Source organism: Amycolatopsis sp. NPDC004079, assembly GCF_040610415.1.
GTDB lineage: Bacteria > Actinomycetota > Actinomycetes > Mycobacteriales > Pseudonocardiaceae > Amycolatopsis > Amycolatopsis halotolerans.
In genome coordinates, this window is record NZ_JBEXMH010000051.1 from 1 (window position 1) to 14,294 (window position 14,294).

The following is a 14,294-nucleotide window of genomic DNA, read 5'->3' on the forward strand; positions in this document are numbered from 1 at the left end:
ACCACGCCGTCTTGTCGGTTGGGGGGTGCTTGTCAAGGCATCTTTCCCGCCTTGACAAGCACCCCCGAACCGTCAGCACACTTAGGCTTCGGGGTGGGGGCCCAACTCGTGCGCAATGTCGCCGCCAGGCGACGAGCCGTCAATTAGCACAAGCCCCAGTAGCAACCCGAGCAGTCTGCGACGGAGCAGCATCAACCTCACTGCGCACCTGATCCGCAGTCAACGTAAACCCAGTATCCGGATCCTCAACCGCAGCCCCAAAAACCACCCCGATGACATCCCCGTCAGGAGTAATCATCGGCCCCCCAGAGTTCCCGCTCCGCACAGTCCCGCGAACAGTGAACACATCCCGCTGCACAGTATTAGCGTCGTAAATATCCGGCCCACGCAAGTTAATCCGCCCCCGAACCCGAGCCGGAGTAGCCGTATAAGGCCCATCCAACGGATACCCCAGCACCACCGCATTGTCCCCAGCCTTCGCAGTCTGCGGAGCAAACGGCAACACCGGAGCCTTCAACCCAGGCACCGCCAGCACGGCAACATCAACCTCAGGATTGAAATAAACAACCCGAGCCCGGTAATCCCCCGAAGTCGACTCAATCCCGACCTCGTCAGTCCCCGCCACCACATGCGCGTTAGTCATAACCCGCTGCGGCGCAACCACAAACCCGCTGCCCTCAAGCGCCCGAGAACAAGACGGCGCATTACCTCGAATCTTCACCACACTCGGATGCACCCGCTTAGCCACCGCGGACACATTGAGCGAAGTATCCGGCGGCGGCGTATCCGCGGAAGGAGCCTTCTCGAACGGCGACAACGCAGACGGAAACCCGGAAGCATCCAGCAACTTCCGCAAATCGCTGGGAAGCCCCTGCGCCTCAGCAGGCATCAGGTCATTGACCTCGCCCAGCACCACCGAGGAGTTGATCGACTTAGCCAGCCCAGGAATCGCCGAGACGGTAGTCAGCGGATTCGCCACCAGCCAAGCAACCACGAACACCGCGGCCGCCTGCAAGATCGCGCCGAGCGTCTTGTCGATGCCAGAGAGCTTGTCCGGATTGATCTTCTGTCGCAGCTTCCGCCCAGCCCACACACCGAGCGTCTCGCCGAGCACGATCAGGAACACGACCACTGCGAACGCGAAAGCCACCTTCGCGACTGGGCTGGTGAAGAGGCTGATCACGAACGGTGCCAGCTTCACCCCGGCCACCGCGCCCAGCGCGACGCCCACGAGCGCGGGCAGCGCGACGATCACGCCCTGGAACGCGCCGGAAACCGCCGCCATGACCGCGAGCAGCAGGACGACGACATCGACCCAGTTCACCGCGCCGTCACTCCTCGCCAGTGCCGTCCCGGACCGCCGACCGGCCCTGATGTTCGGCCCACGCTACGTCAAGCTCGCGCACATCGCCGGTGTCCCACGCCCGTTCCCAGCCGCCGAGCGACAGCAGCACGGACAGCAGACCAGCGGTGAAACCCCACACGAACAGGCCGTCAACCGTGAACGCCGGCCCCCGCCACGACGCGTCGCCGCGACGCACGGTGAACCGATTCGCCGGGTCCGCGAGGTCGGCCAGCGAAACCCGCGCGACCGCCGCTGTCTCGGCCGGATCGACCGCCCGCACCGGCGACGGCGTGTGCCAGTGCGCCAGCACCGGCGTCACCGCGAACTTCGACACCGGCACGAACAGCTCCGGCAGCACCGCGACCGGCAGAATCCCCGACGGGTCGACGCCGGTCTCCTCTTCGGCCTCGCGCAGCGCCGTGCCGACCGGACCGTCGTCGCCGTTCTCCGCGCCGCCGCCGGGGAACGAAACCTGCCCGGCGTGCGAGCCCAGCGTGTCCGCGCGGCGCTGAAGCAGGACGTCCGGACCGTCTCCGCCAGGCCGTTCGCCGAACAGGATCAGCACCGCGGCGGCGCGGGTGAGCAGGTCTTCCGGCGGGCTGAACCGGGTGAACGTGCGGCTGTCGACCTCGGCGGACACCTTCACCAGCGGCCGCAGCCACTCCGGCACGGCTTCGGGTTCGACGAGCGGTCCGGTCATGAGTAGTCCTTCACAGCAGCGCGCACCTGGTCAGTGTTGTCGAACAACCGCGGGTTCGCGATGAACCGGACCTGGCCGTCCGCGGTGACCAGGTACGACGCGGGCAACGACGAGGGCGCCTTGAGCGCGGTGCGGATGGGACCGGTCTGGCCGTCGCCGTCATAGAGCGACGGAAGATGCACACCGAGTCGCGTGAACAAGCCCAGCCCGTCGGCAGCCGGGCTCGCGACCTGCACGCCAACGACGCGCACGGCACCCGGCTCGGCGGCGTACCGCTGCAGCACCGGCAATTCCGTGCGGCACGGCTGGCACCACGACGCCCAGACATTGACCAGCACCGGACCGCCGCCGAGAACCTTGCCGACGTCCACCCGGGAACCGTCGCCGAGGCAGTCCGCCTCGATCCCGGACAGCTGGCCGACCTCCTTCGCCGCGGCGGGCGGGCAAGCCTCGAGCTTCGCCGACCCTCGCGCGGCCGTGAGGTCGCCGGGCGCGGGTGGCGCGGAGGTCGCGTCGCCCCCGCGAAGCGTCAGCACCGCGACCAGCGCGGCCACCGCCAGCACCGCGACCCCGAGCGCCCATTTGGTGACTGCGGTCACCCGCGCGCCGCCAGCTCGAGGATGTGGTCCTTCTCCGGGCCTTTGACGAGCTTCGCGGCCACTTCGAACTCAGTGGGCCCGGCGCCGAACGACGGGCAGTCCTTGCGCAGCGGACACGCGCCGCAGGCCGGTTTCCGCGCGTGGCACACGCGGCGGCCGTGGAAAATCACGCGGTGGGACAGCATCGTCCACTCTTTCCGCGGGATCAGCTCGCCGACCGCGTGTTCGACCTTGACCGGATCCTCTTCAGCGGTCCAGCCCCAGCGCCGCACGAGGCGGCCGAAGTGAGTGTCCACTGTGATTCCAGGCACGTCGAAAGCGTTGCCGAGCACGACATTCGCGGTCTTGCGGCCGACGCCGGGCAGCGTGACGAGGTCGTCCAGTTTCTTCGGCACCTCGCCGTCGTAGCGCTCCACGAGCGCCGCGCCGAGACCCAGCAGCGAATTCGCTTTCGCCCGGAAAAACCCGGTCGTGCGCAGGTATTCCTCGAGTTCGGAACGCTCGGCTCCGGCGTAATCGGCGGCGGTGCGGTACTTCGCGAACAACGCGGGCGTGACCAGGTTCACCCGCACGTCCGTGGTCTGCGCCGACAACACCACCGCGACCAGCAGTTCCAGCGGATTCGTGAAGTCCAGCTCCGCCTTCGCGTCCGGATAAACCTCGTCGAGGCAACGTTTCATCCGCCGGGCGCGTCTCACGAGGGCGAGCCGGCTTTCTTCGCGGTCCGCGCGGGGCCCGTTCGGGACAACAGGGGGCACCCCGATAGCCTACGGGCGAGTCGGACGAGCCGGTCGGGAGCATCCGCCGGTGGACGGCCGAACCGCCAGAGCACCACCTCTGCGGGCCGCGCGTCCGCCCTGAGCGAGGATCTGGAGATCCATGACCGAGTGCGTCACCGACAACAGCGGAGCTGTGGCATGACCGTGTGGTTCGTGATCTTGGTCCCGCTGGTGATCATGTTCTTCGCGTTGTTCATGGAGCGGGTCGAGAGCAGGCTCAAGCACGTCGCGGTCCAGGAGAACGAGGTCGAGGAGTTCCTGGAGCAGGCTCAGCCCAACGAGGTCAGGGCCCTGTACGGGCACGGGATCGGCCGCGCGCTCGAGCTGTTCCGGCTTCGCCGGCTCGGCGGACGGGCAGCCAGGCTACGCGCGCGCAAGGTGCGGAGTTAGGCTGCTCAGTCGGACGTGATCGTTCCAGGCAGCCGCGCCGGGCGCGGCGAGCCGACGAGCGATCTGCCCGACACGCCCTAGACTGACGCGAAAGTGATCGGCGACACTGCCTTCGGCATGCGAAGGAAGTGATCGTTTCTCGACGAGGAGGCACCCGAGGTGGACGAAACCCTGGCCCGTGCGGGCATTTTCCAGGGTGTGGAGCCGGCAGCGGCGGAGGCGCTGGCCCAGACCTTGGAATCCGTGGAGTTCCCCCGCGGCCATGTCATCTTCAACGAGGGCGAGCCGGGCGACCGGCTGTACATCATCCAGTCCGGCAAGGTGAAGATCGGCCGCAAGTCCCCGGACGGCCGCGAGAACCTGCTGTGGATCGCCGGTCCGTCCGACATGTTCGGCGAACTGTCCATCTTCGACCCCGGCCCGCGCACGTCCGGCGCCACGACGGTCACCGAGGTCCGCGCGGTCACCATGGACCGCCCGGCGCTGCGGCAGTGGATCGCCACCCGCCCGGAGATCGCCGAGCAGCTGCTGCGCGTGGTCGCGCGCCGCCTGCGCCGCACGAACAACATGGTCGCGGAACTGATCTTCACCGACGTCCCCGGCCGCGTGGCCCGTGCGCTGCTGCAGCTGGCGCAGCGCTTCGGCAGCCAGGAGGCGGGCCTGCTGCGGGTCACGCACGACCTGACGCAGGAAGAGATCGCCCAGTACGTCGGCGCGTCCCGCGAGACCGTCAACAAGGCGCTGGCCGACTTCGCCCACCGCGGCTGGCTGCGGCTCGAGGGCAAGAGCGTCCTGATCCTGGACCCGGAGCGGCTCGCTCGCCGCGCCCGCTGATCTTCCCCCGAGTGGGTTAATCCGCACGGGTTTTTCGAAGGCCACCTCCTACCGGGGGTGGCCTTCGTGCATCTATCCCCCACAAGAGCGGCATTCCGCCGCGGGCCCGTGTCGCCGCCGGTTTCCGCGCGTCCGGCCAGGAAAATGACAAGAAGCCGGGCGCCACCCCCGACGTGGCGCACCGGCTCCTCGCCTGCGCACGGATCATCCCCCGACGACCCGCGCTCCCCGCCCTCCGGACCAGGCCCCGACCCATATGCCGGAGGGAGCTGGGTGCTGCAGTGCTGTCCAGCCCGCAATGGGCTGTCGTTCAACCATCACGGCCAAAACTCACGAATTCAAGGCCATTCACCCTCAAGGACGCCAAGACCGCGTCTTCGTTGCACTAGTTCACGAAGAATCCAGCTGCTGTTACCGGATCGAGACCTCTAGTTCGCGCAAGCGAGCAACCACCGCCGCCGGAGCGGGCTGCCCGGCGATCTGGGCGGCGAGGGACTCGGCGGACACCCGGTACTTTTGCTCGCCGAGCACCGTCTGGACCGCGTCGAGAATCCCGTCGCCGGAGTCGGCCACGATCCCCGCCTCCGCCGCCCGCACCTGCGCGGCGACTTCGAAATGATCAGCCGCCAGCGGCGAAACCACCAGCGGCACCCCGTGCGCGAGCGCGCCGAGAACGGTCGCCGAACCGCCGTGGCAGACCACCGCGTCGACCGCGGGCAGCAGTTGGGTCTGCGGCACGAATTGCTCGATCCGCACGTGGTCGGGTTGCTCCCCGAACCGGCCGACGTCGCCGTCGCGGCCGATTGTCGCCACGACGTTCACCGGCTCGTCGCGAAGCGCGGCCACCATCCCTTCCAGCACACCGGGCCGTGCGTTGTGGGTGGTGCCGAGGGTGACGTAGACGGTTCGGTCGTACGGCAGCCTGTCGAGCACCGCCGGGCGCGGACCAGGCGTCGGGACCACGTCGGCGGGCAGGAGCGGCCAGCGCGTCGGGTACTCCCACGGGACGTCGGCCGGACTCAGCCCCTCGGGCCAGAAGTCCAGGTACGGCACGGTGTCGCGCGGCGGCAACCCGTCGAGGCCTCGCTGGCGGACCAGGCCGTTGGCGACTTCCCAGGCTCGTTCCATTGTCGCGGCGGACTTCGGCGGGCCGATCGCGTGCATCGCGTACGGGACGCCGACCAGGCACGCAGCCATCACAGCCGCGCGTTCGGCGAGGTTCGCGATGATGAAATCGGGCCGCCAGTCGCGGACGAACTCGACCATGTCGTCGAGCCGTGCGGCTGCCCCGAGGCCGACCATGTACTCGGCGACCAGGTGGGATAGCCGTTCGGCCGCGGTCATCCCGGCCATCTCCTCGCGGGCCCGCTGCCACATCGCAGCCGCGGCGGCAGGATCGCTCGGCCGTCCCACGGAGACGGCCTGCAGCCCAGTGTTTTCCAGGTACCGCATGGCTTCCGGACCGGTCACGAACGCGACCTCGTCCCCGGCTTTCCGTGCCGCCTGGGCGAGCGGCAGCATCGGCGCGATATGGCTGTATCCAGCTCCGGAGGAGAACATCAGCCGCATCGCGCGAGCGTAGCGACTGACCCGATCGGGCGTGACCAAGACGACCAGAAAATAACTGGTACCTCCGTACCAATTTCGCCATACTGGTACGCGTGTCCCAGTCTGCCCATTCCGAAGGCCGCACCACGCTCGCCGACTACCGTGCCGCGCTGACCGCCCCTGGCTCGCGCGGCCCGGTGATCGCGTCGATCCTGGCCCGGCTCCCGATCGCGATGATCGGCATTTCCGCGCTGCTGTACGTGCAGCGCGAAACCGGTTCGTTCGCCGCGGCCGGGCTGGTCTCGGCGAGTTCGCTCGCCGGGGTCTCGGTGGGCGCGGTCGTGCAGGGCAGGCTGATCGACCGGTTCGGCCCGAGCCGTCCGCTGCTGATCGTCGCCGCCGTGTTCGCGCTGTCGATGGCGTCGCTCGCGATCGCGATCGAGGCGCACCTGCCGACGTTCGCGCTGATCCCGCTGGCCGCCGCGACCGGGCTTTCGGAACCGATGGTCGGCTCCGCGTCGCGGGCGCTGTGGACGAAAATCCTGCCCGAAGGGCCAGCCCGCAACGCCGCGCTGTCGTACGAGGCGATCAGCATGGAGGTCTTCTTCATTCTCGGCCCCGGCATCGCGGGCCTGCTGATCACCGCGCCGTGGGCGGGCACCGGCATGGTCGTCGGCTCGATCACGATGGTCACCGGCGCGGTGCTGTTCGCGCTGAACCCGACCGTGCGTGCGTGGGGTCCGGCCCCGAAGGCCAAGACTCCGCTGCTCGGCGCGCTGGCCAGCCCCGGCATGCGGACGCTTGCGTTGGCAGCGCTCGGTTTCGGCATGGTGATCGGGTTCGTGGAGGTCGCTGTGCCCGCCGCCGCAACGGAATCCGGCCACCCCTCGCTGAGCGGTTTGCTGCTGTCGGCGTGGTCGCTGAGCTCCGTGGCGTTCGGCGTGGCCTACAGCCTGCACCCGTGGCCGCGCCGCCTCGGCCTGCGCCTGCCGATTTTGCTGGGCGGATTCGGCGCTTTCGTCGCGCTGCTTGCCCTTCCGTCGAGCCTGTGGGCGCTGGCGCTGCTGTTGCTGCTGGCCGGCGCGATGATCACGCCCCAGTCGACGACCCACTCCGCGGCGATCGAGGTCGTCGCTCCGCGCGGCACTGCGGCCGAAGCGTTCGGGTGGGTCCTCACGGCGGTCACGCTGGGTCTCGCGGCCGGGCAGTCGGTGAGTGGCTACCTGGTCGAGCATTCCGGGACGGCTGCGGCTTTCTTGGCCGCCGGGGTGGCTGGGGTCGCGTTGGCCGGGGTGGTGTGGCTGCTGCGCGGGACCGTACGGGCTGCTTCGCCCGCGGTTGCTGACGCTGCACTCGTTGGGGCTGCGGGCTAGGCGTTTCGCCCACCGTCCGTGCCCGCGCATATCGATGTGTTTCCGCAGCTCAACAGCCTTGGCTCACGTTTTTGTCGGTGGTCGCCGTTACGTTGCGTGGCATGGATCTCACTTCTTTCGTACGGCCGCTAGCGGCCGTCGTGACCGCCGCTAGCCGACTCCTCTCGAGGCAAGCCCGCCTGCGCTTGCGGGCGAACGCTGACGGTCTCGTCGTGTCCGGCAACGACCGCGACCTGGCCGTCCAGCTGTCCTGCCCGGCGACGACGCATCTCGACGGCGAAGTCGTAGTGCCAGCCGCGCCTTTCGCCGAAACGGTCCGCATGCTGGACGTCGACCAGGTCCGGCTCGCCGTCGAAGGAACCCGCCTCGCGATCCGAACGGACAATGCCCGCTTCGCCTTGCCCCTCCTGGACCGCGACCTGCTGCACGATCCAGCGCCGCCACCCTTACTGTCCAAAGTAGACGGTGTTGCCCTGGGCGCTGCTTTACGCACCGTCGCAGGCACCGCCGCGAAAGACGACCCGCTCCCGGTCTTCACCGGCGTACGAGTGCAATCCATCGGCGACGAACTCTGCCTGACAGCCTCAGACCGCTACCGAATGGCCGTAGCCCGTCTGCCGCTGCAGGAGGTCATGGAGCCCATCGACGTCCTGGTCCCAGCCACCTTGCTGACCGAAGCCGCCCGCCACGGTGCCGGTGCGATGGGACTGCACGCCGACACCGGCCACTTCGCCCTGAGCTGGCCCGGCGGCATCGTGACGACGGCAGTCCTGGACGCGGGCTTCCTGTCCGCAGACGCAATCCCGTCCGATGCGGTCGACACAGAAGTCGAGGTAGGCGCCGACGAGCTAGCCGCCGCCATCCGCCGGGTCGGCGTCTACTCCGAAGACCGCCGCGTCCTGACCCTGGAAGTCGGCGACGCACACCTCCGCCTGGCCAGCGCCCGCCAAGACACCGGCGAGGCAGAGGAACACCTGAAGGCAAACGTTTGCGGCGGCCGGACCTCGCCGTCCTTCCAGGCCCGGTACCTCCTGGACGCACTAGCCCCGTTCACCGGAGGACGAGTGCGACTGGCGATCCAGCCAGGGCTGCGAGCGTGCGTCCTGACTCCGGCGGACGAGGACGGACGGGAGGTGGGATTGAAGTACTACCTGATGCCGATGCTGCCTCGGTGACCGGCGCTCACTGACTCCAGTGCTCGCCGACTCCGTGCTCGCGCGGACGGCCGATTCGCACCAGGAGGGATGCGCTCCGGAATCGTCGCGGTCCGACCGCACGGTGCCAGGCCCCGCTCCGGGGCGCTGCTGCCGGAGTGAGAGGGAACCAACCTGGATTGCGCGAGCCGGGTCGGGCGAGCAGCGTGCAACTCACCCACGCCATGCCGGGTCGGGCCGAGCCGGGTTGGGCGGAGCGAGCCGGATTGCGCGAGCAGCGTGCAACTCACCCACGCCATGCCGGGTCGGGCCGAGCCGGGTTGGGCGGAGCGAGCCGGGTTGCGCGAGCAGCGTGCAGCTCACCCACGCCATGCCGGGTTAGGCCGAGCCGAACTGGCCTGAGTCAGGTCGCCTGTCGCTGAGCCGGGCCGGTGCTGGCCGCAGCACCTCCGAGCAAGCCGGGAGCTCATCCGAGCCTCCCCGGCGCGTCCGAGGCAAGCGCCCAGCGCCACGAACCGCAGCGCGCCCGGAACCGCTCTCAGGCAGCCGTCTCCGCAGCTACTGCGGCCTTGACCTCGTCGAAGGTCGGGTTCACCAGCGCGGTCGACCCGACAATGACCGTGGGCACGGTCTCGTTCCCGTTTGCCACTGCGCGCACTCGCTCCGCCGCGCCCGGCTCTTCCCAGATGTTGATTTCCCGCACCGGCAGGCCGCTCTCCAGCAGTGGGCGGCGCAAAGCCGAGCAGAAGCCGCAGCCTGGGCGCCAGTAGAACTCGACCTCGACGTTGCTCATTGTCCGTCCTCCGAAGAAGCCCGTAGGTAGTCCAGTTGTGCGCGCACGCTCGCCTCGGCCGGAGCCCACAGCGCGCGGTCGACGTCGGCGTAAACGATCTCGACCACTTGCCGCGGGGTCGCGTCTTCGCCGAGCTGTCGCAAGGCGGAACGCACCTGATCCAGGCGCTGTTCCCGGTGCGCCAAATACTCCCGTGCGGTCGCGGGCAGGTCCGGCAGCTCCGGGCCGTGTCCGGGCAGGCCCGGCGTGCCGGTGGGCAGGGCGATCAGGGTGCGCAGCGAGCGCAGGTAGTCGCCAAGGTCGTGCAGGACCGTCGTGCCCCGGCCGAGGATGGTGTCTCCGGTCAGGATCTGGCCCGCTACCAGCAGTGATACCGAATCGTCGGTGTGGCCGGGGGTGTGCAGGACGGTGAAGTCCAGGCCGCCCGCGGCAATGACATCACCGTCGGCGAAGGGGGGTGCGTCGATGCAGAGGGAAGGGTCGAAGGCTCGGACGGGCGCGCCCGTTTTCGAGGCGAACCAGGGTGCGCCTTCGGCGTGATCCGGGTGGTGGTGCGTCAGCAGGATCAGCTCGACGGGGCCAACGCCTGCGAGTTTTTCCAGGTGGTCGAGATCGTGGTAGCCGGGGTCGACGACCACGGCGCCAGCGGCGTCACCACCGCGCAGGACCCAGGTGTTGGTTCCCTCCAACGTCATCGTCGACGGGTTGTTCTCCAACAGCACCGACGCGGTCGCGGAAACACGGCGCAGCACGCCATAAGCAGGAGCGGTCACTCAGGACTCCGAAGTATCGAGGACAACGCGGATGTTCTCGCCGTCCCGGACAAGGGTCGGCACGGTCTTCACGATCTCGCGCGGCTCGGCGAGCACCGCATCGGCCTCGGAAAACTCGGTGAGTTCGACGAGGGTCAGCCAGGTCGGCGGCATCAGCGTGCGACGGCCTTCGCGCGCGTCCGCGACTGCCTCGGCGGGCGGTTGCCAACCGGCGGCGGCGGCTTCGGAGGTCGCGCCGTCCGCGCGCTGGCCTTCGGGGAGCTTCGCGACGAAAAAGCGGGTGTCGTATCGACGCTGCTCCTGCGGCGGCGTGACCCAGTGCGCGTACGGGTGCAGCAGGTCCGCACGCAAGGTAAGCCCGGCGTCGGCGAGGAAACCGGCGAGCGAGATTTCCCGTGACTCCAAGGCTTTCCGCGCTTCGTGATACGGCGCGACGTCGGCGACCACCGAGTCCTCGGTCCCGGCCAGCAGCACGCCGGACTCCTCGAACGTCTCCCGCACCGCGGCGCACACGAGCGCGCGGGCGAGGCTTTCGTCGCAGGTGAACTGCTCGGCCCACCACGACGGCGGCGGACCAGCCCATGCCACGGACGCGTCGGCGTCGCGCGGGTCCACCCCGCCGCCGGGGAACACAGTCATCCCGCCGGCGAACGCCATGCCCATCACTCGGTGCTGGAGGAAGACCTCCACGCCGGGCGAGGTGTCCCGCAGCAGGATCACCGTGGCGGCGTCCTTCGGGGTCGCCGGCGGGCCATCCGCGTTGTCCCGGATCGCGATGCCGGGACGGGCGGGGATGTCGAAAACGAATTCACGCGGCCGTTCCACCCGGGCAACATACCTCGCAATCCGTACGCGTCGCGGATTACTTGTGTCACCTCGCGACGGTCCGTGAGGGGAACCTTCACGGAATCAGAGTCCCTCGGGGTGGCCCTCACGGACCGCAACGCGAGCCAGCCCAAAGCCGCCGCCTCGCGTCCGGTCGCCCGAAAGCCGCGAAGGGCTCCTTGAGGGAATCTGATTCCCTCAAGGAGCCCTTCACGTACCCAGAGACCCTCACGGACCGAAAACCGGTGAAGGGCCCTCGCCGGAATCGCGAGGGGCCCTTCACCGAAACAAACAGTCAGGACCAGTGCTGGTCCCCGCCGGAACGGGACGCGCCGTTGAGCCGCAACCGGGCGGCCTCGGCACGTTCGCGTTCAGCCAGTTCCTCGTGCAGCTCGCGCAACAGGGCACGGTCGCGTTCGGACAGGCTCGGATCGTCCAGATCCAGCGCGGGCAGCTCGACCACCTCGTGCATGCTCGGCTTGCCCGCGGCGATCTCGCGACCCTTCTCCGGATCCTCGGCCAGCGCGCGCCGCAGCTGCGCCACCTCGGACGGCGTCAGGTCCGACGTGCGCTCGGCGCGCGTCTCCGACCCGGCCGTCCGCGGACGTTCCGAAGCGGCGGGCTCAGCCGCTGGCTCCGGCATGGCGACCGGTTGGGCGGGCACGGCTTGCACGATCGGCACCACTGGCGCGACCGGAACCACCGGCTCCGCGGCGGCTACCGGTTCCGGCTCAGGCTGACGGTGACCGTGGCGGCTCGGGGCTTCGGCGACCGGTTCGGGCACCGGGGCCGGAGCGGGCGCCGGGGCGCTGCGCTGCGGCGTCGGTTCCGGCCGGTAGTCCGGGGCCGAATGAGTGCTGCCGGTGACCCACACCGGGCTCGCGACAGCTCCCGCGGCCTGGTGGTAATCCGACTGCGGGATCCCCGGGCCGCTCACCTCGACGACCGAGCGGATGCCCGCCCGGCGCAACGCGGTGTCGACGCGGAAAGCGACCGCGGGCGGATTGCCCTCCGGACCCAGCTCGACCAGCACGACCCGCTGCGGCAACGCGCCCGGCACGCTGCCCGCCGGGGTGTTGCGCCACACCGCGTGCACGGAACGCACGTCGGGCAGCACCTGCAGGGTGCGGTCGAGCGCCTCGGCGAGACCGAACTCGGGCTGGTTGTCGCCCGTGAACCGGTGCGTGTGCATCGGCTCGTGGTCGGTGACCAGCAGGTCGTTCGCGAGCGTCGCGTCCGATCGGCTCATCTCGAGGACCAGCGCCAGCTCGCGCTGTTCGGCCTCGCTCACCCCGATCCGGCCCGCGATCAACGTGCCGGTGGTGAGTTCCACCGCCTCGTCGATGTGGGCACGGGCGATCAGTTCCCGCGCTTCGGTAAGGGCGCTGTCGTCGATGCGGCCCGCCAGGGCCAGCAACAAGTTATGCAGGCGCAGGGGCACCGAGAACCCGTCCATCGGGCCGTCGTGAACCTCCACCATGGCTCTGCTCCTCCCAGCTCGCCTGGCGGCAACGAGCGTTAAGCGGCGACAAGTCGATGACCGGCGCCCGCGGCGCCTACGCAGACCAGCTCGGACTCGGCGAGCGCGGCCCGGTGGTACCCGGGAAGGTCGAAGCGCGGCGGGATGACCTCGACGCTGGGTTCCTCGTCCCCCATGACCCGCAGCACCCGCTGCAGTTCACCGGTGAGCCGGGGCTGTCCCGCGGTCGCCGTCACCAGCAGGACACGCTTCGCCCCGCCCTCGCCGGAAGCGCCGAGGCGCCGCCAGCTCTGCCGTACTTCCCCCACATCCGCGCGTCCACGCAACGTCGCGTGGAGCAAGACGGACACAGAGTCGACGGAGTTCACCCATTCGGGCGCACTCTGCGTGAATGTGTACCTGGTCTCGGTGACGTCGTCTACCCCCAGGGTGGAACTCACCTGGTGCCAGTCGGCGCCGTGCGGGATCAGACCGGCCACGAGCAGGCGGTACTCCGCCTGGTCCAAATCGATCCTGTGCTTGAGCAAAGACCTCGGCAGGGTCCGCGCGAGCGTCCCCATCGCGCCTTCGCCGAGCCAGTCGCGGAATCGCCACAACAGCTGGTCCGGCGTGCGGCCCGCGAGCCGCAGCAGCAGTTCGTGCAGGGACTGTTCGATGTCGGGGTCCATCACTCCACCTCCACGATCAGTTCGACTTCCACCGGCGAAGCGATCGGAAGCTCCGCGACGCCGACGGCCGACCGCGCGTGCACCCCGGCGTCGCCGAAGATCTCGCCGAGCAGCTCGGACGCCCCGTTCACGACCGCGGGCTGGCCGGTGAAGCCCTCCGCGGAGGCGACGAAACCGACCACCTTGACAATCCGGACAACAGAGTCAATGCCGACGAGGGCGTGCACCGCGGCGAGCGCGTTCAGCGTCGCCGTGCGGGCGTGGCCCTTGGCTTCCTCCGGGCTGACCTCGCCGCCGACCTTCCCGGTCGCGGCGAGCGCGCCGTCGACGAAAGGCAGCTGGCCGGAGGTGTAGACGTGCGAGCCGGTGCGCACGGCCGGCACGTACGCGGCCAGCGGTGCGGCGACTCCGGGCAGTTCGATTCCGAGTTCGGCGAGCCGGTCGCTCCAGGTCAACGCCGCCCCCTCAGCTCTTCGGCCGCTTCAGGTACGCGACGTGCTGTTCGCCGCTCGGGTTGGGCAGCACGGTCACCAGCTCCCAGCCGTCCTCGCCCCACTGGTCGAGAATCTGCTTCGTAGCGTGGATCAGCAGCGGGACGGTGGCGTACTCCCATTTGGTCGCACTCATGACTCGGGAGCGTAACCAAGCGGGCAAGGCCCCTCCGGACCGCCGCCGCCGAAAGCCCGTCACCCGTCCAGGGCAACGCCTGGCTAGGCCGGGTGAGTGTGGGTCACTTCACATCCGATCGTCGCTCGCTAGCGTGGGCACGTGGAGACCTGGCGGATCGTCGCGACCGTGCTGCTCGCCGTTGCCGGACTGCCGCTCGTGCTGGCCGTGATGGCCAAGACCCGGGACCGGGTCAACGATTCGGGCCAGGTCGCGATCGCGGGCGCGGTCACCCTCACCGGGCTGATCGTGGTGGCAGTGCTCACGCTGACCGTGCTGCCCGCCCTGGTGACCTGGATCGTCGTCGCGGCGGTCGCAGCTGCGGTCAGCGTCATGATGCTGGCCAGCTGAGCACCGGTTTAGTGTT

General features: G+C 69.3%; 17 protein-coding genes. 5 read left to right on the plus strand and 12 right to left on the minus strand.

The genetic code is table 11. From position 1 onward, the window contains the following. Positions 1-139: 139 nt before the first annotated feature. Genes ABZX37_RS36480 through nth form a run of 4 tightly spaced genes read right to left on the minus strand, consistent with a single transcriptional unit; the run spans position 140 to position 3,324 of the window. On the minus strand, positions 140-1,324 hold the full coding sequence (locus ABZX37_RS36480) for a MarP family serine protease (protein ID WP_354747448.1): 1,185 nt from the start codon (positions 1,322-1,324) through the stop codon (positions 140-142). Between the two features lie 7 nt (positions 1,325-1,331). After that, on the minus strand, positions 1,332-2,045 hold the full coding sequence (locus tag ABZX37_RS36485; RefSeq protein WP_354747450.1) for a CoA pyrophosphatase: 714 nt from the start codon (positions 2,043-2,045) through the stop codon (positions 1,332-1,334). After that, positions 2,042-2,644 (minus strand): TlpA disulfide reductase family protein, encoded by a 603-nt coding sequence (locus tag ABZX37_RS36490; RefSeq protein ID WP_354747452.1) that lies wholly within the window; start codon positions 2,642-2,644, stop codon positions 2,042-2,044. The genes ABZX37_RS36485 and ABZX37_RS36490 overlap by 4 nt, the downstream gene beginning before the upstream one ends. Further along, a complete protein-coding gene (gene nth, locus ABZX37_RS36495; protein ID WP_354747572.1) occupies positions 2,641-3,324 on the minus strand; it encodes an endonuclease III in 684 nt (227 codons plus the stop codon). Before nth ends, ABZX37_RS36490 begins: the two co-directional genes overlap by 4 nt. Positions 3,325-3,561: 237 nt before the next feature. On the opposite strand from nth, the gene ABZX37_RS36500 reads away from it, so the two are divergent. Together ABZX37_RS36500 and ABZX37_RS36505 are read left to right on the plus strand one after the other, a co-directional pair. Next, positions 3,562-3,813: a hypothetical protein gene (locus ABZX37_RS36500; protein WP_037369289.1), complete on the plus strand. Its 252-nt coding sequence runs from the start codon at positions 3,562-3,564 to the stop codon at positions 3,811-3,813. 159 nt (positions 3,814-3,972) lie between these two features. After that, complete coding sequence (locus ABZX37_RS36505) at positions 3,973-4,647, plus strand: Crp/Fnr family transcriptional regulator (RefSeq protein ID WP_009084463.1); 675 nt, start codon at positions 3,973-3,975, stop codon at positions 4,645-4,647. 411 nt (positions 4,648-5,058) lie between these two features. On the opposite strand, the gene ABZX37_RS36510 is transcribed toward ABZX37_RS36505, so the two are convergent. Further along, positions 5,059-6,216: a glycosyltransferase gene (locus tag ABZX37_RS36510; protein ID WP_354747454.1), complete on the minus strand. Its 1,158-nt coding sequence runs from the start codon at positions 6,214-6,216 to the stop codon at positions 5,059-5,061. A gap of 92 nt (positions 6,217-6,308) precedes the next feature. Between ABZX37_RS36510 and ABZX37_RS36515 the strand changes: the two genes are divergently transcribed. Beyond that, positions 6,309-7,568 carry an MFS transporter gene (locus ABZX37_RS36515; RefSeq protein WP_354747456.1) on the plus strand — a complete coding sequence of 420 codons (1,260 nt, stop codon included), beginning with the start codon at positions 6,309-6,311 and terminating at the stop codon, positions 7,566-7,568. A gap of 101 nt (positions 7,569-7,669) precedes the next feature. Further along, complete coding sequence (locus ABZX37_RS36520; RefSeq protein WP_354747458.1) at positions 7,670-8,743, plus strand: DNA polymerase III subunit beta; 1,074 nt, start codon at positions 7,670-7,672, stop codon at positions 8,741-8,743. 517 nt (positions 8,744-9,260) lie between these two features. On the opposite strand, the gene ABZX37_RS36525 is transcribed toward ABZX37_RS36520, so the two are convergent. The 7 genes from ABZX37_RS36525 to ABZX37_RS36555 form a co-directional block, all read right to left on the minus strand. Next, on the minus strand, positions 9,261-9,515 hold the full coding sequence (locus ABZX37_RS36525; RefSeq protein WP_344265796.1) for a glutaredoxin domain-containing protein: 255 nt from the start codon (positions 9,513-9,515) through the stop codon (positions 9,261-9,263). Next, entirely contained in the window at positions 9,512-10,288 is a 777-nt protein-coding gene (locus ABZX37_RS36530) for an MBL fold metallo-hydrolase (RefSeq protein ID WP_354747460.1), read from the minus strand. The genes ABZX37_RS36525 and ABZX37_RS36530 overlap by 4 nt, the downstream gene beginning before the upstream one ends. Beyond that, positions 10,289-11,113 carry an NUDIX hydrolase gene (locus ABZX37_RS36535; protein ID WP_354747462.1) on the minus strand — a complete coding sequence of 275 codons (825 nt, stop codon included), beginning with the start codon at positions 11,111-11,113 and terminating at the stop codon, positions 10,289-10,291. 295 nt (positions 11,114-11,408) lie between these two features. Next, a complete protein-coding gene (locus tag ABZX37_RS36540) occupies positions 11,409-12,593 on the minus strand; it encodes a hypothetical protein (RefSeq protein ID WP_354747464.1) in 1,185 nt (394 codons plus the stop codon). Between the two features lie 38 nt (positions 12,594-12,631). Further along, the gene (locus tag ABZX37_RS36545) at positions 12,632-13,261 is read right to left on the minus strand and encodes a hypothetical protein (RefSeq protein ID WP_037808399.1); all 630 of its coding nucleotides are present in this window, start codon (positions 13,259-13,261) and stop codon (positions 12,632-12,634) included. Next, entirely contained in the window at positions 13,261-13,716 is a 456-nt protein-coding gene (locus ABZX37_RS36550) for a RidA family protein (protein WP_116205785.1), read from the minus strand. The genes ABZX37_RS36545 and ABZX37_RS36550 overlap by 1 nt, the downstream gene beginning before the upstream one ends. Positions 13,717-13,726: 10 nt before the next feature. Then, the gene (locus ABZX37_RS36555) at positions 13,727-13,888 is read right to left on the minus strand and encodes a DUF4177 domain-containing protein (RefSeq protein WP_020664158.1); all 162 of its coding nucleotides are present in this window, start codon (positions 13,886-13,888) and stop codon (positions 13,727-13,729) included. A gap of 141 nt (positions 13,889-14,029) precedes the next feature. Here ABZX37_RS36555 and ABZX37_RS36560 point away from each other — a divergent pair, with 141 nt between their 5' ends. Further along, complete coding sequence (locus ABZX37_RS36560; RefSeq protein WP_354747467.1) at positions 14,030-14,278, plus strand: hypothetical protein; 249 nt, start codon at positions 14,030-14,032, stop codon at positions 14,276-14,278. The last annotated feature ends 16 nt before the right edge of the window (positions 14,279-14,294 follow it).

Bases quoted from the DNA above. Each gene is read 5' to 3' on its own strand.
- ABZX37_RS36485 (WP_354747450.1), bottom strand. From the start codon at position 2,045: ATGACCGGACCGCTCGTCGAACCCGAAGCCGTGCCGGAGTGGCTGCGG.
- nth (WP_354747572.1), bottom strand. From the start codon at position 3,324: ATGAAACGTTGCCTCGACGAGGTTTATCCGGACGCGAAGGCGGAGCTG.
- ABZX37_RS36500 (WP_037369289.1), top strand. From the start codon at position 3,562: ATGACCGTGTGGTTCGTGATCTTGGTCCCGCTGGTGATCATGTTCTTC.
- ABZX37_RS36510 (WP_354747454.1), bottom strand. From the start codon at position 6,216: ATGCGGCTGATGTTCTCCTCCGGAGCTGGATACAGCCATATCGCGCCG.
- ABZX37_RS36520 (WP_354747458.1), top strand. From the start codon at position 7,670: ATGGATCTCACTTCTTTCGTACGGCCGCTAGCGGCCGTCGTGACCGCC.
- ABZX37_RS36525 (WP_344265796.1), bottom strand. From the start codon at position 9,515: ATGAGCAACGTCGAGGTCGAGTTCTACTGGCGCCCAGGCTGCGGCTTC.
- ABZX37_RS36540 (WP_354747464.1), bottom strand. From the start codon at position 12,593: ATGGTGGAGGTTCACGACGGCCCGATGGACGGGTTCTCGGTGCCCCTG.
- ABZX37_RS36545 (WP_037808399.1), bottom strand. From the start codon at position 13,261: ATGGACCCCGACATCGAACAGTCCCTGCACGAACTGCTGCTGCGGCTC.
- ABZX37_RS36555 (WP_020664158.1), bottom strand. From the start codon at position 13,888: ATGAGTGCGACCAAATGGGAGTACGCCACCGTCCCGCTGCTGATCCAC.